The organism is Natronomonas marina (genome assembly GCF_024298905.1).
Lineage (GTDB): Archaea > Halobacteriota > Halobacteria > Halobacteriales > Haloarculaceae > Natronomonas > Natronomonas marina.
In genome coordinates, this window is sequence record NZ_CP101154.1 from 3,097,449 (window position 1) to 3,112,321 (window position 14,873).

The window sequence follows — 14,873 nt, forward strand, 5'->3', positions numbered from 1 at the left end:
ACCGGAGCGAGTCCTCCGGGTGATGCCCTCCACGATCGACGAAACACTGTTCGGCGAGCCGTCGGGTCGGCCGGTTTCGCTCGTGATGTTCTCCGGGGCGGTTCTCTTCCTGGGAATGTACGTCTTCTACGGTGTTCTCCGGGACGGCTCCTCGCTGGAGTGGCTGCTCGTCATGTCGGCCGGAAACGGCCTCGCCGGCGCTGCCGAGTCCCTTTCGACGGATCGTCGCCGGGCAGCCGGCGTGTTGCGTGCAGCGGCGATCTTCGTGTTTCTGTGTCTGGTCGGTGCGGTCGTCCTCGCGCCCGAACTGCTCTTCGACTAGACCGGGTCAGGAGACCCCCGGCCCACGGCCGACCCGCCGCATTCTGACGCCCAGCGCCGCCCCGACCGCTCCCGACAGCGCGTGTACCGGAATCACGAGCAGCGCGATCAGCAGCGTCTGGACGCCCAACACGAGCACCGCGAGGTCGCCGGCCGCCACCGACTGTGCGACCCCGACGGCGACGAAGGCGACGAAGGCGGCGCCGCCGCCGTAGGCCCCGGCGCGGGCGCCCGCCCCAACGTGACCCGGCGTCCGGGAGAGCGCGCCGACGACCACGCCGCCGGCCAACCCCGCCACGAGCACGAGACCGAGCAGGTCCGCCTCCGCGAGGAAGTCGGCGACGACGGCGGCGACGGCGGCGACGGCCGTCACGACGGCACCGGCGAGCGTCCGTCGGTCCATACGCGGGCCTCGCCCGGCGCCGCGAAAACGTTAGCGGACGCGGCCGGCCAGCAGGCCGACGAAGCCCAGCGCGAACGTCTCGTAGCTCCGCGCCTCGGTCCGGTCGACCAGGGCCGTCCGGGAGGCGTCGACGCGTTCCGACAGGGGTTCGTCGGGCCGGCCGAACGGCGCCCGGAGGACGGCGCCGGGGCCGCTCCCGGGCGCGCCGGCGGCGACGAACCCCCGGAACAGCGGGTTCAGCGGCCGCCCAAGCGGGTCCTCGGTCACCGTCGCGTCCATCAGCGCGACCCGGCCGCCCGTCCCGACGAGGTCACACCAGTCGTCGACGACGGCGTCGGGCGCATCGAACAGCCCGCAGACGAAGGTGGCGAGGACGGCGTCGGCCGCCGCGACCGGGGGGCGGGTGGCGTCGCCGCGAACGACGGCGACGTTGTCGTAGGCGGCCGCGCGGCGCCGGGCGCGGGCGAGCAGCGGTCCCGTGAGGTCGACGCCGACGACGCGGCCGCCGGGGCCGACCCGCTCGCGGAGGTACGGGAGGTTCGCGCCGGTGCCACAGCCCATCTCGACGACGGTGTCGCCGGGTCTGGCGACCCGCCGGGCGGCGGCGCGGCGCCACCCGCCGACGCCGGGCGCGGTTGCGACGCGGTCGTAGAGGGCCGCCCACCGGCCGTAGAACTCCGCTATCGACATCAACTGAGGTCCCGGACGGTCGCGGCGACCGCGCTCGCGTCGCCCCCCAGCAGGTAGCAGACCGGCTCGATGCCGAACCCGCCGGTCTGGTAGAGCACGTCGACCTCGGGGTCGGCCTCCAGCGCCGCCGCGACGGCGGCTTCGAGGTCGGCCTCGGGGTCGAACTCGGCGGTCGCGTGGCCCGCTGCCTCCAGGTCGGCCAGCAGGTCGGGGTCGTACCGGACGTTCAGCGCCGCGCGTGCGGGACTGCCGGCCGCCCGCGCCGCCAGCAGGACCGACGCGACGTGCTCGGAGACGCCGAACTCCGGCTCTCCGGGGACCGTCGCCCGGCCCTTCACGTCGAGGATGCGGCCCGGAACCGCCGCCACGTCGTCGATGGTCGTCGCGTCGGGCAGCGCCTCGACGAGGTTCGCGCCGACCGCCGGGATGAGCGCCGCGAAGCCGCTCGTGTTCTCCAGGGTGCGGACGCCCCGCCGGACCGACGAGCGGACCCGCTCGGTCGTCCGCAACTCCCCCTCCGGGTCGTGGACGTCGAAGGTGCCCTCGTACTCGGACAGCGGCGGGAAGGCGGCCTCGTGGAGTCGGGCCAGCACGTCGCCGCGTTCGAGCCGTCGGATCAGCACCTCGGCCTCGACGAGCGCCTGCACGCGACTCACGTCCCCGCTGGCCAGCCCATCGGCGAGGGCGTCGACCAGTTCGCTGACCCGCTCGTCGGCCGCCAGCTCGGCGTTGATCTCGACCTCGCCGTGGGCGTACTTCGAGACGGCGCTCTGGCTGATGCCGAGCAACTCGGCGACCTCGCTCTGTGTGAGTCCGCGGTCGCGCAACTCGCCGGCCAGAAGCGACCGGAAGGTCGGCAGGAACTCCTCGACGACGACCTCCTCGACGAACTTCATCGGTCCACCTGCTCGCCCCCGAACTCCTCGTCGGACTGGATGCGGGAGGCCTGCGGACCCGCCTGGCCCTGGTACTTCGAGCCGCGCTCCTCGCCGTAGGGGCGCTCGGCCGGGTTCTTCAGTTCGGTGAACGTCAGCTGTGAGATTCGCATCTCCGGCGTCAGTGCGACCGGCGCGGTGCCGAGGTTCGACAGTTCGAGCGTAATCTGTCCCTCGTACCCGGGGTCGCACAGACCTGCAGTGTTCGAGAGGAATACACCTCCCCGTCCTCCAAGGAAGTTCTCGATGGTCTTCCCGTTGGGCTGTACTTCGAGGTCGTACGTCGGTTCTACGCGGTCGGTCTCTTCAACTTCGACCACTTCCTCGAAGCGGACCTCCTCCTCGAGAATCTGATCGAGTCGCGTCGTGTCAACACCTGCGTCGGCATAGGCGTCTCGGAACCGCCGGAGCGTTTCCCGCTTGACCGCGTCGTACTCTTCGTTTTCGACGTTCGAAATGCTGGACGGCGAGGCGTATCCCATCGCTTCTGCAGCGTCGGACATCGTCATCCCGGCTCTCCGACGATATTGACGTAAAAGTTCGCTCGGAGTCGGGACGTACTGTCCCCGCTTGTGCGGTTCGGTAGCGGTGTCGACTGCCCACTCGGTACCCTCGTTGTGAACGTCGCTCGGCTCGATGTACACCTCCCGTTCGCGGCCGTACACCGAGCTGTGGAGTCCCAGTCTGGCTGCGAGATACATCGCTTCGTTTGCCAGTGATTCGTTTGCGGTGTAAAGCGTATCCCGCGAGTCGCGTCGACAGCCGTCCCCGTCGAGAAGGCCCTCCAGCAGCGCTTCCAAAACCGATTCGGACCAGTTCCAGCTTCGGTTAGGGATTCCCTTTTCGCCACCGGACCCGGCGAGCTGACGGAAAACTTTCGACCAGAGCGCCGAACAGACGGTGAGTCGGCCGACGCCGTCGTTCCTCTGTTGCCGATAGATGCTGGTGTCGTACCGTTCGAACCAGGCGGCGACCCGGTCGAGATACGCTTCGTTCTTGTTGGCAAACTGGACCTGCTTCCGTCGTGCCGACCCCTCTGCGATATAGAACCCCAGTACCCAACCGAACTCCGGCGTGACTTCGAGCTGGCGCGGGAGTTTAGCGTCGCTCTGCTTGAACGCGAGCTCTACATCGCCCGGTGCCTTCGCAGGGGAGATACAGGACAGTGGTGCGGCGTTGCGTGAGTCGTAGTGACGCCGTGAAACCTGAGGGACGTCTTCATCCCACTTGACAGCTCCTAGACCGTCCGTCGCATATGCGATAACCTCCCCGTCACCTTCGAAAAGGGACACCAGATCGATTTCGGTTTCTTCGGTCGGGGAATCAGGCAGGCGTCCGGGGACCATCACCCGACTTCCCTCGGCTTCTTCACTGGGTAATCGAGTCACGCCTCCATCCTCGTCGACCGTGAACAGGTTGTGGTCCCTGGTCACCAGCACCTCCCGACCGGATTTCAATCGCACACGATAGATTCGCTTTGTCGGATTGGTGATATAGTCGGTGACACGGTGAGTGCTCACTCGGAGCGTTTTCGGGTCGAACGAGACCGCGCGTGCCGGCCGCTCGTTTTCGACTATGTCACCGATTTCGTAGAACCCGAATCCGTCCTCCGGGGTCCAGAGGAACACCTCCTCGTCGTACGGGAGTGAGGCGTGCACCACGACCGCCAGCCGGCCCAGCGAGGAGCGTCCCTCGACGTGGGCGATGAGGTCCGGCGGAATCTCGACGCGCTCCTTCGTCGTCCCGAGCACGAAGTCGCCGGGATGGAGGATGAAGTCCTCGCCCTCCTCGACGTAGGTCTCGTCGACGTACTCGTCGACCTCCTGTTCGCTGTTGGGGTGGATACAGGGGATGTTGGTCCGCTGGAACTCGAGGAACTCCCGGCCCAGTCGGAGGTCGATGCTGGCCGGCTGAATCTGGAGTTCGGGGTCCGCCAGCGGCTCGACGACGAGGTCGCCGTCCGTCAGCCGCCGACGGATGTCCGCATCGGAGAGTATCATACCCCGACAGGGGGGCGACAGGGGCTTAAAGGTCAACGCTCGCGGCCGGCGCCGTCGAGGTGGGCTTTTACCCCCGCCGTCCGACCGGCCGGTATGAAGCAGGCAATCGTCGCCCGCACCGACCTCGGGATGGGACAGGGAAAGCTGGCCGCACAGGTCGCCCACGCCTCGCTGCAGGCCTACGAGTCGGCCGGCTCGTCGGCCCGAAGCGAGTGGAAGTCCGGCGGCCAGAAGAAGGTCGTCCTGAAGGGGTCCGGCGAGTCCGAACTCCAGCAGTTGGCCGAGGAGGCCCGCCGCGAGGGGTTGCCCTACGCCCTCGTCCGGGACGCCGGCCACACGCAACTGGAACCGGGGACGCTGACGGCACTGGCGGTCGGTCCCGCCCCGGAGAACGTCGTCGACAAGGTGACCGGCGACCTCTCGCTCTACTAGTCGAAGCCACGGGTGTACTGCCGCGGGACGGGCGCCTCGTGGCCCAGTTCCTCGGCCGCCCGGATGGCGAAGTAGGGGTCCCGGAGGTGCTCGCGGCCGACGACCGCCAGATCCGCACGCCCGTTCCGGACGATTGCGTCGGCGCCCTGCGGGGTCGTGATGCCGCCGACGGCGCCGACGGGGACGCCGCTCTCGGCGACGCGTTCGGCGTAGGGGACCTGATAGTGGGGACCGGTGTCGGGTACCTCTTGATCGGGGTGGATACCGCCCGAACTGACATCCATCAGGTCGACTCCGAGCGGTTCGAGGTCCGCCGCCAGTCGCGCCGAGTCGTCGACCGTCCACGACTCGCGGCCCGGCAGCCAGTCGGTCGCCGAGATTCGGACGAACAGCCCGGTCCCGTCGGGGACGATCTCGCGGACCGCGGCGACGACCTCCCGCAGGAAGCGGGTCCGCCCCTCGAAGTCGCCGCCGTAGGCGTCCTCGCGGCCGTTCGTCACCGGTGACAGGAACTCGTGGAGCAGGTAGCCGTGGGCGGCGTGTATCTCCACGATATCGAAACCGGCGTCGACGGCACGCCCGGCGGCGGCCGCCCAGGCGTCGACGAGGTCGACGACGTCGTCGGTCGAGAGCCGCTCGGTTTCGAGCGGTTCGTCGTGCGGCCACGGCTCGGCGGTCGGGCCGACGGGCGTCCAGCCGCCGTCGTCGTGGATGGGGTCGCCGCCGTCGGCGGGCCGCCGCGTCGAGGCCTTCCGGCCGGCGTGGGCCAACTGGATGGCCGGCACCGCGCCGTGGTCGGCGAGGAATCCGGCGACCGGCGACAGCGCCTCGGCGTGGTCGTCGCTCCAGATACCGAGGTCCTCCGGCGAGATGCGGCCCCGCGGCGTCACCGCGGTGGCCTCCGTCATGACGATGCCGGCGCCGCCGACGGCCCGACTGCCGAGGTGGACGCGGTGCCACTCGGTCGCCAGGCCGTCGCGGGCCTCACAGGAGTACTGACACATCGGCGAGACCATCACCCGGTTGCGGGCGGTCACGTCCCGGAGTTCGAACGGCGTGAACAGGTGCACGCCGACGGTTCGACGGCGGCGGCCAAGACCCTTTCCGTGGCGGTACTGCGTGCGGTTCGGGTCGGGGAGCGGCAACACTCGCCGTAACTTCACTAACGACCATGAAGGTTTAAGGTAGTGGAGATACGACCGGAGTATATGACGAACGACGAAATCGAGCCGATGGTTCCGGAAATGCCTCGACGAACGTCCACCGAGACGGTTCGGACCGACGGCGGTCGCCCGCGGACCCGCTACGACGAGCACGAGGCCGAGGCACCGCTCGTTCCCCGTTTTTGAGCCGTTCCCGTACGTTCGGGTCGTTCTCGTAAGACGCTTCACGCCCGACGCCCACCGACGGGTATGCGCGAATCCCACCCGCTCGAGCGCGCCGTCGGCATCGAGTACTACGTCTCGGAGACGGCGGGCGTCGGCGGTCGCCTCCGCGCCGGGCCGGGCGACTTCCGGGTCCGCGAGCGGGAGGCCTTCGGCGCGGACCTGCAGCCGCTCGACGCCGACCCCGGCTCCTATCCGCACCTCGTCTTCCGGGCGACGCTCTCGGAATGGGACACCAACGACTTCGCCTCCGCGCTGTCCGACGACCTCGGGATGAGCCGCGAGCGGGTCTCCTGGGCGGGCACCAAGGACAAACACGCCGTCACGACGCAACTGTTCTCCATCCGATACGACGGGGCGGAACTGCCGGCCCTCGACGGCGCCGAAATCGAGGCGCTCGGCCGCGCCGGCCGCCCGGTGCTGTTCGGCGACCTCGCGGGCAACGAGTTCGAGATCGTCGTCCGGGACGCCGACCGCCCGGAGAACGCCGAGGCCATCGCCGACGAACTGCGCGCCTTCGCCGCCGACGGCGAGGGCCGCGAGGGGACGGTCGCCGTCCCGAACGTCTTCGGCCAGCAGCGTTTCGGCTCGAAGCGACCGATCACTCACCGCGTCGGCCTCGACGTCGTCCGCGGCGACTGGGAGGCCGCGGCCGTGCGCTACGTCTGTGAGTCGAGCGAGCGGGAGCCGGAACGGACGCGAGAGGCCCGAAAGCGGGTCGACGAGACGCGCGAGTGGGCGTCGGCGTCCGACCTGCTCCCCGGTCACCTGCGCTACGAGCGGGCCATCGCCGGCCGGCTCGCGGAGGGTGCCGACGACCCCGCCGACTATCGCGCGGCCCTGGAGCGACTGCCGACGAACCTCCAGACCATGTTCGTCAACGCCGCCCAGTCGTACGCGTTCAACCTGATCTGCTCGGAGCGCCTCCGGCGGGGACTGCCGTTCGGCCGTCCGGTCGTCGGTGACGTGGTCTGTTTCGCCGACGACGACGGCGTGCCCGACCCCGAACGGACGCAGGTGGTCGACGAGGGCCGCCTCGAGACGGTCGCCCGCCACTGCGAGCGGGGGCGGGCGTTCGTCACCGCGCCGCTGGTCGGCACCGACACGGAGTTCGGTAGCGGCGAACCGGCCGACATTGCCCGCGGCGTCCTCGAGGAAGTGGGCGTCGCCCCCGCCGACTTCGCGTTGCCCGGCGAGTTCGGCTCGACCGGTACGCGCCGGGCGATCCGGGTGACTACCGACCTCGAACTGCGGCACGACCCGCTGACGCTGTCCTTCTCGCTCCCGAAGGGGAGCTACGCGACCGTCCTGGCACGGGAGTTCTGCAAGGTCGACCCCGATCTGCTGTCGTGACCCCTCGGCGAGCGGTCACGACAGTGAGGTTACAGTCGATGTATCGTGGCGGGGTATCAAGTGGACAGAGGGCTCAATGGGCGGTATGTCGAACCAGCCGGCAAATCGCGTCGCCCTCCCGAGCCGGCACGAAGAGGGGGTGTGGGTCGTCGTCCTCGCGGGGATAGCGCTGGCGGCCGTCGGCGCCTGGCACGTCGCCACGACGGGCGTGACCGTACGCGGTATCGAACTGGGCTTCGAGGTCTTCATCGACGTCGGCCTCCCGGTGGTCGCGGTCGCAGTCGTCCTGTACGCCCGGCGAGCCTCGCAGTTACCCGACCGACCGATCGCCCGCTGGACGTTCGCGGGCATCCTCACGCTCGGCCTGCTTGCGACGTGGGCCAGCGTCACCGAGTTGCGCGACGGCCGGTTCGTGGAGGTCACCGGGACGCTCCTCCTCGGTGCGAACCTGGGCATCCTGTTCGGCGTCGTCGCCGGCATCAACCGCGCCCAGGCGAAGGAGAAGGCCGAACTCGCCGAGCGGGCACGGACACAGCGGGAGGGGATGGCCTTCCTCAATCACCTCCTCAGGCACCACGTACTCAACGGAGTGACGATAATCAACGGCTACACGGACGAACTGCGGCGGGAGGGAGTTCCCGACGAACACGTCGACATCATCGAACGGCAGAGCGACCGCATCGTCACGCTGGTCGAGAACGTCCAGACACTCGTCGACTCGCTGTCCGAGGAGGCCGAACCGAAACCGATCGACCTCGCCGACGTCGCCGAGCGCGCCGTCGCGGACGCCCGCGAAACCCACCCCGACGTGACGTTCGAACTCGACTGCGAGGCCGCCGTCGTCCGGGCCGACGAGTTCTTCCGGACGGTGCTGGACAACCTCCTCTCGAACGCGGTCGAACACCACGACGGCGAGCCGAACGTCCGCGTCGTCGTCGAGGCCGGCGACCCCGTCGTCGTCCGGGTCACCGACGACGGTCCCGGCATCCCGCGAGATGTCCGTGAGTCCTTCGCCGACAAGGGCGACATGACGACCGCCGTCGCGGGCGACGGGCTCGGGCTGTATCTCGTCCACACGCTCGTGAGGAACTACGGGGGGTCGGTCCGCATCACCGACAACGAGCCGCGAGGGAGCACCGTCACCGTCGAACTACCCCGGGGCTGAACGTTCGGTAACGGCTCACAGGCCGCCGTTCGACTTTTCTCCCCACCCGCCGAGCGAGGCGTATGGACCCGGACGAGGACGCCTACGGGCAGGCGATGCTCGACCACTACGAGGGCCGGGAGGCCTGGGAGATCATCGAGCGGGACGACGGCTGGGTCGGTACCTCGCAGGGAACCGACCTCTACTTCGCGCCGTACCCCGAGTGGGCCGACCGCCAGCAGGCGGCCGTCGACCGTGCGACGGGGCGCGTCCTCGACGTGGGCTGTGGCGCCGGGCGGGCGATGGTCCCGCTGGAGGCCCGTGGCCACGAGACCGTCGGCGTCGACGTCTCGCCGGGCGCCGTCGAGGTGTGCCGGCGGCGCGGTCTCGACGCCCGCGAACGCGACGTCGCCGACGTCGGCGACCTGACGGGCGAGTTCGACACGCTGCTCATGCTGGGCAACAACTTCGGGCTGGTCGGCACCCGCGAGCGCGCCCCCGAGGTGCTGTCGGAACTGGCCGCCGTCGCCGCCGACGACGCGGTGCTGTACGCCGAGAGCCGCGACCCGACGGCGACCGACGACGAGGACCACCTCGCGTACCACGAGCGGAACCGCGAACGGGGGCGCCTGCCGGGCGCGCTCCGCATCCGGGTGCGCTACCGGCGGTACGCGACGCCGTGGTTCGACTACCTGCTCGCTGCTCCCGACGAGATGCGGACACTCGTCGCCGACACGCAGTGGACGCTGACGGAGGTCATCGGCGACGAGACGGGCGACTACGTCGGCGTCCTCGAACTGTAACCGCCCGACTTATCCGCCGCAGACGCCTTTCGACGGTATGGAGTGTCGGTGCTGTTCGAGCGACCTCGAACGACCGGGCGACTACTGTCTGGTCTGCCGAAGCGCCAACGCCGACACCGTCGTCGTCGACTGCGAGCGCGAGCGGGCGACCGTCACCAGCCTCCTCGACGACGAAGTCGTCGCCGAGCGGACCGTCACGACCGCCGAGGAGGACGACGAACGGTGGGCGCCGGCAGAACTCCGCAACTACGCCGGCCGCATCGCCGACGAGGTCCGCCGGAAGCGCCCCGAGGAGGTGTACGCCGCCGGCGACCGGGAGGTGCTCGCGGCCGTCCGTGCGGACCTCCACTACCCCTTCTACCGGGTCCGGGACGAGGACCCCATCGAGGCGGTGCGACAGCGGCGCGGCGAACCGGCCCTGGAGGTCGTCGAGGCCACCGTCGCCGAGAAACTCGGCGGCAGCCACTCGACGCTCATCGGTGGCCGCGACGGTCAGGCGGCCCTAGAGACGGTCGCCGACCACCCCCACGTCAAGAAGATCGTCCCCGGTCCAATCGACGCCGGCGGGTCGGGCTCTCGGACCGGCGTCCGGGCGAAGGCCACGCGGGCCGACGACACCGGCAACGTCCGCCTGCTGATACGGGACGGCTCCAGCGTCCAGGAGAACCGCGTCGTCACGACGGCCGGCGACCGGAAACTCGGCGAGCACGTCCGGGCCGACCTCAACGACGCGCTCACCGAGGCGGGTTTCCGGGACTAGTCCGGGGCGGCCTCGCTCTGGACGAGCCACCCGCCCTCGATTCCGCAGGCCGCCCGTTCCTCGAACTCGACGGCCGTCGCCGCCGCGAGGCGGGGGCCTCCCTCGACGCGTTCGACCCGGAGCGGGACGTCGAGCGCGTCGCCACAGCAGCCCACCCCGACGAACTCCTCCCAGACGTCGCCCGGTTCGGCCGACTCGTGGGTCTTCCGGAGGAACGCCCGGAACTCGGGCCGTTCGAGTTGCATCCGACCCCAGTCGCTGAGGTCGGCCGGATAGGACACCACCAGCCGGGTGGCCGCGTCGGTCGGTGCCATGGTCGTCCCTCGGGTGGCGACCACGAAAGGGCTGTCGCCGCCGCTGGCGGGGCGCTCGGTCGAAGCGGGGGCGTCTACCGTCCCCGGGGCGAAACGTGGGGTTTATCCGTTCGCTGGGTCGACGATAACGTACTATGGCCGAACGAGGTTCGACCGGGAGCGCCGGGCGGTTCGGGGCCCGATACGGCCGGGTCGCCCGCCGCCGGGTCGCCGAAATCGAGGAGGACACCGAACAGGCACAGGTGGACGGCGACGACGTAAAGCGCGTCGGGACCGGCATCTGGGTCAACGAGGAGACGGGCGAGAAGTTCACCGGCGGCGCCTACCGGCCCCAGACGCCGGCCGGCAAGACCGTCACGCGGTCGATTCGCGCCGCCCTCGGCGAGGACGACACCGACGCATGAGCTACAAGTGCTCCCGCTGCAAGCGCGACGTCGAACTCGACGAGTACGGCGGCGTCCGCTGTCCGTACTGCGGGCACCGCGTCCTGCTGAAGGAGCGGAGCCGCGACGTCAAGGAAATCGACGTCCAGTAAGCTGTTTTGCGGTCCCGTGACCGACGCGACGACGCCTCCCCACGCCGCCGACCTGACCTTTCGCTACGACGACGGCGAGGCAGCGGCGCTGGTCGCCGACGCCGTCCGCCAGGAGGTCGACGAGATCGAGGGCGACCGGACGACGGCGACCGTCCACCGGGCGGACGCCGCCGTCCGCATCGAGATCGCGGCCGACGACCTCGTGGCGCTGCGGGCCGGCCTGAACACCTGGGGTACGCTCGTCGAGGTCGCAGAGCGGGCCGTCGAGGCCGGACGGACGGCTGACGGCTGAGGCGGGCGGCCGAAAACGAGGCGTTCAGGCCGCGGCGAGGCCCTGTTCGGCCTCGAGCAGTTCGTGATAGCGGTTGCGGATGGTGACCTCGGAGATGTCGGCGACCTCCGAGACGGCGGCCTGGGTCGTCTTCTCGTTGGTCAGAAGCGAGGCGGCGTAGACGGCCGCCGCGGCCAGTCCGACCGGCGACTTCCCGGAGTGGACGCCCTGCTCTTTGGCGTTCCGCAGCAGTTTCCGGGCGCGGTTCTCGGCCTCGTCGGAGAGGTCGAGATCGCTGGCGAACCGGGGGACGTAGCTCTCGGGGTCGGCGGGCTTGACCTCGAGGCCCAGTTCGCGGACCACGTACCGGTAGGTGCGGGCGATTTCGCTCTTCTCGACGCGGGAGACCGCCGACACCTCGTCGAGGCTCCGGGGAACGCCGGCCTGCCGGGCGGCGGCGTAGACCGACGACGTCGAGACGCCCTCGATGGACCGTCCCGGCAGGAGGTTCTCGTCGAGCGCGCGGCGGTAGATGACCGACGCCGTCTCGCGGACGCTCTCGGGGAGGCCCAGCGCCGACGCCATGCGGTCGATTTCGCCGAGCGCCTGCTTGAGATTGCGCTCTTTCGAGTCGCGGGTGCGGAACCGCTCGTTCCACTTGCGGAGTCGCTGCATCTTCTGGCGCTGGCGGGCGTCCAGGGAGTTGCCGTAGGCGTCCTTGTCCTGCCAGCCGATGTTCGTCGAGAGGCCCTCGTCGTGCATCATCTTCGTCGTCGGGGCGCCGACGCGGGACTTCTCGTCCTTCTCGGCGGAGTCGAAGGCGCGCCACTCCGGCCCGCGGTCGATCTCGTCTTCCTCGACGACGAGACCGCAGTCCCGACACACGGTCTCGCCGTGCTCGGTGTCGGCGCTCACGCGACCGCCGCACTCCGGACAGCCCGCGCGCTCGTCTCGTTCGGTCTCCGTTTCCTCCTCGGTCGTTCGCATTCGTGTGTGCTCGCTCATGCTACGGGGCGGGTGCTACCAGGCAGGGGAACTCCCCGAAAAGACCCGGTCAGCTATCGGTACTCGAAAGACGGTCGAAAGACATTTAACTGTTGTGTTATTTTCGGGCGATGATTCGGTAGCCCGTCCCTCCAGGCCGAATCGAGAACCGTGAAGGTTCCCTTTATGATCCGGGCGGGATACGTTCGTTCCGTGTCCTCCCCGAACAGACGCTCCCTTCTGACCTCGCTCGGCGCTGTGACCGTCGGTGGCCTGGCCGGCTGTACGTCCCTGCTGGATCGGGAGCCGCCGGCGGGGAGCCTCCGGTTCGAGAACGACCTGCCGCACGCGATCCGGTTCGAGGTCACCGGCGTCGGCACCGAACCCGGTGAGGAGCCCGGTGGGGTCACCGGCGACGTGACCGTCCCGCCCGCACAGCGGGAGTTGACCGCGTCGGCGGCCGTCGACGCGGGGACGGGCGAGACCTACGAGGGCGTCTTCACCGAACCGGTCTGGTACGGCGTCCGGTTCGAACTGGACGGCGAGCCCCCGGAGAACGACGCCGGCGAAACGGCGTTCAACCCCGCCGGCGTCGACGGCGGGACCACCGAGTACCTCACGGGGAAAGTCTACGAGTCCGGGAAGTTCTCCTGGGTCGTCAGTTCGACGGACGACGCCGGGCGTTTCGACGCGTAGCCGTCACGGTTTCACTCCCGGACGGCCGCCTCGCCGTCGACCTCGCGGGACTCCTCGACGGCCTCGGTCAGCGAGACGTTGAAGAGCAGCGTCGAGGCGACGCCGCCGACGACGGTGACGATGTTCTTGATGGCGTGGTCGACGATGGCGGCCGCCAGCGCTACCGAGGTCCCGACCGGCGTCAGGACGAAGACGATGAGAGTGAAGGCGCCCTCGTAGAGACCGACGCCGCCGGGCGACAGCGGCAGCACCTTCGCCAGGTTGCCGACGCTGACGGCGAAGAAGCCGACGGCGACCAGTTCCCACAGCGCGAGGTCGACGCCGAAGGCGGCGAAGACGACCAGCGCGGTGGCGACGTCGAGTCCCCAGATGGCGAGGCTGGAGGCGCCGACGACGGCGAAGGCGCGGCGGTCCCGGGCGACCGTCTGGACGTCGCCCGCGAACCGCTCGACGATGCCCGCGACGTAGTCGACGTAGGAGTCGCTGCTGACGCGGCCCAGCGTCGCCCGCACGAGGTTGCGGTCCGAGCGGGCCGTGGCGACGATGACGGCGACGGCGGCGACGGCGGCCACGCCGACGCCGCCGGCGACGAGTACCGCCGTCCGGCCGCTGGCTCCGGTGTCGCCCGCCTCGGCCGTCCCGATGGCTGTCACGTCGACGCCGGCGGCCGCGAGTGCCAGGAACGTCGCGCCCGCCATCGCCGCGATGGTCAACAGGTCGAAGACCCGCTCGATGGCGAGCGACGCGAAGCCGCTCGGGTACGGGATTCCCCGGCGGGCCTTGACGATGTAGGCACGCACGGCGTCGCCGGCCCGCGCCGGGAAGACGAGGTTGCCGGTCTGGCTGATGAACACCGCGCCCGTGAGGAAGCCGACCCGCTCGCGGTAGCCCAACTCCGCGAGGATGTCCCGGTAGCGGAGCCCCCGCAGCGGCCACGACAGCAGGTAGACGACCGTCGCGGCGGCAATCAGCGCCGGGTCGGCGTTGCGCATCTCCGCCAGCACCGCCCGCGGGTCCAGATAGACGGTCATCAGCGCGAGGGCGGCGACGACGAGCAACGTCCCCGCGGCCATCGTCACCCGGCGGTCGATGCGCGGCCGGACGCCGAGTTGCCACCAGAGTCGGAGTATCTGGCTGCCCATCCCGAAGATGTCCCGGACCAGATCGACCGTGGTGTCGCCCCTCGGCTCCCACTCGACGGGGAACTCCTTTATTTCGTAGCCGGCCCGCTGGGCGCGGACGAGCACCTCGGTGTCCCAGAACCAGTGGTCGTCCTCGACGTCGTCGACGAGCGCCAAAAGCGCCTCCCGGTCGAAGGCCTTGAATCCGCACTGGTGGTCGTACATCGGCGACCGGAGGAACAGCCGGACCAGGGCGTTGAACCCCGTCGAGGCGACGCCGCGCTCTGGGTCCCGCTCCTGTTCGCTGCCGGGGACCCGCCGGGAGCCGGTGGCGACGGCGTACTCGCCGGACCGGACCGACTCGACCAGTTCCTCGAGGTGGCGCATGTCCGTCGCCAGGTCGGTGTCGAAGTACACGAGCACGTCGCCGTGGCTCTCGCGGAAAGCCTGCTCGAGGGCGCCGCCGCGGCCGAGCCGGTCGTCGCTGTGGACGTGCCGCACCCGTTCGTCCTCGGCGGCCATCCGGTCGGCGATTTCCGGCGTGCGGTCGTCGCAGCCGTCCTCGGCGACGATGACCTCGAAACTGCCGGCGGGGAGGAAGTCGGCGAGCGTCGACAGCGTCACCTCGACGGTGTGCTCGATTGTGTCCGCCTCGTTGTAGGCGGGCAAGACGACGCTCACCTCCCGGTTCGTCATCGGCCGTGTGTCGGGAAGCCCCGCGTATCA

The 14,873-nt window shown here is 70.0% G+C and carries 19 protein-coding genes and 1 pseudogene; 11 read left to right on the top strand and 9 right to left on the bottom strand.

The window, feature by feature from the left end; genetic code table 11:
• The first annotated feature begins 22 nt into the window (after positions 1–22).
• On the top strand, positions 23–322 hold the full coding sequence (locus tag NLF94_RS16240) for a DUF8011 family protein (RefSeq protein ID WP_254838679.1): 300 nt from the start codon (positions 23–25) through the stop codon (positions 320–322).
• A 6-nt stretch (positions 323–328) separates the two neighbouring features.
• Here the strand turns inward: NLF94_RS16240 and NLF94_RS16245 are convergent, their stop codons facing one another.
• The 5 genes and pseudogenes from NLF94_RS16245 to dcd form a co-directional block, all read right to left on the bottom strand.
• Entirely contained in the window at positions 329–724 is a 396-nt protein-coding gene (locus NLF94_RS16245; RefSeq protein ID WP_254838680.1) for a hypothetical protein, read from the bottom strand.
• Positions 725–754: 30 nt separating this feature from the next.
• A complete protein-coding gene (locus tag NLF94_RS16250; RefSeq protein WP_254838681.1) occupies positions 755–1,414 on the bottom strand; it encodes a class I SAM-dependent methyltransferase in 660 nt (219 codons plus the stop codon).
• Entirely contained in the window at positions 1,414–2,310 is an 897-nt protein-coding gene (locus NLF94_RS16255; RefSeq protein WP_254838682.1) for a thiamine-phosphate synthase family protein, read from the bottom strand. The genes NLF94_RS16250 and NLF94_RS16255 overlap by 1 nt, the downstream gene beginning before the upstream one ends.
• Positions 2,307–4,010 carry an LAGLIDADG family homing endonuclease gene (locus NLF94_RS16265; protein WP_434085401.1) on the bottom strand — a complete coding sequence of 568 codons (1,704 nt, stop codon included), beginning with the start codon at positions 4,008–4,010 and terminating at the stop codon, positions 2,307–2,309. Before NLF94_RS16265 ends, NLF94_RS16255 begins: the two co-directional genes overlap by 4 nt.
• Positions 3,996–4,349: pseudogene (gene dcd, locus NLF94_RS16270) on the bottom strand (dCTP deaminase); the annotation flags it as partial. The pseudogene dcd and the gene NLF94_RS16265, both read right to left, overlap by 15 nt.
• Positions 4,350–4,442: 93 nt before the next feature.
• On the opposite strand from dcd, the gene pth2 reads away from it, so the two are divergent.
• Positions 4,443–4,781 carry a peptidyl-tRNA hydrolase Pth2 gene (gene pth2 / locus NLF94_RS16275; RefSeq protein WP_254838683.1) on the top strand — a complete coding sequence of 113 codons (339 nt, stop codon included), beginning with the start codon at positions 4,443–4,445 and terminating at the stop codon, positions 4,779–4,781.
• On the opposite strand, the gene NLF94_RS16280 is transcribed toward pth2, so the two are convergent.
• The gene (locus tag NLF94_RS16280) at positions 4,778–5,851 is read right to left on the bottom strand and encodes an NADH:flavin oxidoreductase/NADH oxidase (protein WP_256558640.1); all 1,074 of its coding nucleotides are present in this window, start codon (positions 5,849–5,851) and stop codon (positions 4,778–4,780) included. The genes pth2 and NLF94_RS16280 overlap by 4 nt on opposite strands.
• Before the next feature lie 138 nt (positions 5,852–5,989).
• Here NLF94_RS16280 and NLF94_RS16285 point away from each other — a divergent pair, with 138 nt between their 5' ends.
• The 5 genes from NLF94_RS16285 (at position 5,990) to NLF94_RS16305 (ending at position 10,226) form a co-directional block, all read left to right on the top strand.
• Entirely contained in the window at positions 5,990–6,130 is a 141-nt protein-coding gene (locus NLF94_RS16285) for a hypothetical protein (protein ID WP_254838684.1), read from the top strand.
• A 63-nt stretch (positions 6,131–6,193) separates the two neighbouring features.
• Positions 6,194–7,519 carry a tRNA pseudouridine(13) synthase TruD gene (gene truD, locus NLF94_RS16290; RefSeq protein WP_254838685.1) on the top strand — a complete coding sequence of 442 codons (1,326 nt, stop codon included), beginning with the start codon at positions 6,194–6,196 and terminating at the stop codon, positions 7,517–7,519.
• A gap of 85 nt (positions 7,520–7,604) precedes the next feature.
• Positions 7,605–8,684 (top strand): sensor histidine kinase, encoded by a 1,080-nt coding sequence (locus NLF94_RS16295; RefSeq protein ID WP_254838686.1) that lies wholly within the window; start codon positions 7,605–7,607, stop codon positions 8,682–8,684.
• Between the two features lie 62 nt (positions 8,685–8,746).
• Positions 8,747–9,466 carry a class I SAM-dependent methyltransferase gene (locus NLF94_RS16300; RefSeq protein WP_254838687.1) on the top strand — a complete coding sequence of 240 codons (720 nt, stop codon included), beginning with the start codon at positions 8,747–8,749 and terminating at the stop codon, positions 9,464–9,466.
• Between the two features lie 37 nt (positions 9,467–9,503).
• A complete protein-coding gene (locus tag NLF94_RS16305; RefSeq protein ID WP_254838688.1) occupies positions 9,504–10,226 on the top strand; it encodes a DUF2103 domain-containing protein in 723 nt (240 codons plus the stop codon).
• Here the strand turns inward: NLF94_RS16305 and NLF94_RS16310 are convergent.
• Positions 10,223–10,540 (bottom strand): DUF7968 family protein, encoded by a 318-nt coding sequence (locus NLF94_RS16310; RefSeq protein ID WP_254838689.1) that lies wholly within the window; start codon positions 10,538–10,540, stop codon positions 10,223–10,225. The two genes, NLF94_RS16305 and NLF94_RS16310, sit on opposite strands and share 4 nt — an antisense overlap.
• Before the next feature lie 134 nt (positions 10,541–10,674).
• On the opposite strand from NLF94_RS16310, the gene NLF94_RS16315 reads away from it, so the two are divergent.
• The 3 genes from NLF94_RS16315 to NLF94_RS16325 are packed head-to-tail and all read left to right on the top strand — an operon-like array spanning position 10,675 to position 11,367.
• Complete coding sequence (locus NLF94_RS16315; protein ID WP_254838690.1) at positions 10,675–10,944, top strand: 50S ribosomal protein L37ae; 270 nt, start codon at positions 10,675–10,677, stop codon at positions 10,942–10,944.
• A complete protein-coding gene (locus tag NLF94_RS16320) occupies positions 10,941–11,075 on the top strand; it encodes a DNA-directed RNA polymerase subunit P (protein WP_254838691.1) in 135 nt (44 codons plus the stop codon). Before NLF94_RS16315 ends, NLF94_RS16320 begins: the two co-directional genes overlap by 4 nt.
• A 16-nt stretch (positions 11,076–11,091) precedes the next feature.
• Positions 11,092–11,367: a KEOPS complex subunit Pcc1 gene (locus NLF94_RS16325; RefSeq protein ID WP_254838692.1), complete on the top strand. Its 276-nt coding sequence runs from the start codon at positions 11,092–11,094 to the stop codon at positions 11,365–11,367.
• Positions 11,368–11,391: 24 nt separating this feature from the next.
• Here the strand turns inward: NLF94_RS16325 and NLF94_RS16330 are convergent, their stop codons facing one another.
• Positions 11,392–12,351 carry a transcription initiation factor IIB gene (locus tag NLF94_RS16330; protein ID WP_254838693.1) on the bottom strand — a complete coding sequence of 320 codons (960 nt, stop codon included), beginning with the start codon at positions 12,349–12,351 and terminating at the stop codon, positions 11,392–11,394.
• Between the two features lie 192 nt (positions 12,352–12,543).
• On the opposite strand from NLF94_RS16330, the gene NLF94_RS16335 reads away from it, so the two are divergent.
• Complete coding sequence (locus tag NLF94_RS16335; protein WP_254838694.1) at positions 12,544–13,026, top strand: hypothetical protein; 483 nt, start codon at positions 12,544–12,546, stop codon at positions 13,024–13,026.
• Between the two features lie 11 nt (positions 13,027–13,037).
• Here the strand turns inward: NLF94_RS16335 and NLF94_RS16340 are convergent, their stop codons facing one another.
• Positions 13,038–14,843 carry a flippase-like domain-containing protein gene (locus NLF94_RS16340; RefSeq protein WP_254838695.1) on the bottom strand — a complete coding sequence of 602 codons (1,806 nt, stop codon included), beginning with the start codon at positions 14,841–14,843 and terminating at the stop codon, positions 13,038–13,040.
• Between the last annotated feature and the right edge of the window lie 30 nt (positions 14,844–14,873).

Coding starts and splice junctions, on each gene's coding strand:
- NLF94_RS16315 (WP_254838690.1), top strand. CDS start 10,675: ATGGCCGAACGAGGTTCGACCGGGAGCGCCGGGCGGTTCGGGGCCCGA.
- NLF94_RS16320 (WP_254838691.1), top strand. CDS start 10,941: ATGAGCTACAAGTGCTCCCGCTGCAAGCGCGACGTCGAACTCGACGAG.
- NLF94_RS16295 (WP_254838686.1), top strand. CDS start 7,605: ATGTCGAACCAGCCGGCAAATCGCGTCGCCCTCCCGAGCCGGCACGAA.
- NLF94_RS16245 (WP_254838680.1), bottom strand. CDS start 724: ATGGACCGACGGACGCTCGCCGGTGCCGTCGTGACGGCCGTCGCCGCC.
- NLF94_RS16310 (WP_254838689.1), bottom strand. CDS start 10,540: ATGGCACCGACCGACGCGGCCACCCGGCTGGTGGTGTCCTATCCGGCC.
- NLF94_RS16300 (WP_254838687.1), top strand. CDS start 8,747: ATGGACCCGGACGAGGACGCCTACGGGCAGGCGATGCTCGACCACTAC.
- NLF94_RS16240 (WP_254838679.1), top strand. CDS start 23: ATGCCCTCCACGATCGACGAAACACTGTTCGGCGAGCCGTCGGGTCGG.
- NLF94_RS16250 (WP_254838681.1), bottom strand. CDS start 1,414: ATGTCGATAGCGGAGTTCTACGGCCGGTGGGCGGCCCTCTACGACCGC.
- NLF94_RS16340 (WP_254838695.1), bottom strand. CDS start 14,843: ATGACGAACCGGGAGGTGAGCGTCGTCTTGCCCGCCTACAACGAGGCG.
- NLF94_RS16255 (WP_254838682.1), bottom strand. CDS start 2,310: ATGAAGTTCGTCGAGGAGGTCGTCGTCGAGGAGTTCCTGCCGACCTTC.
- NLF94_RS16305 (WP_254838688.1), top strand. CDS start 9,504: ATGGAGTGTCGGTGCTGTTCGAGCGACCTCGAACGACCGGGCGACTAC.
- truD (WP_254838685.1), top strand. CDS start 6,194: ATGCGCGAATCCCACCCGCTCGAGCGCGCCGTCGGCATCGAGTACTAC.
- NLF94_RS16285 (WP_254838684.1), top strand. CDS start 5,990: ATGACGAACGACGAAATCGAGCCGATGGTTCCGGAAATGCCTCGACGA.
- NLF94_RS16330 (WP_254838693.1), bottom strand. CDS start 12,351: ATGAGCGAGCACACACGAATGCGAACGACCGAGGAGGAAACGGAGACC.
- pth2 (WP_254838683.1), top strand. CDS start 4,443: ATGAAGCAGGCAATCGTCGCCCGCACCGACCTCGGGATGGGACAGGGA.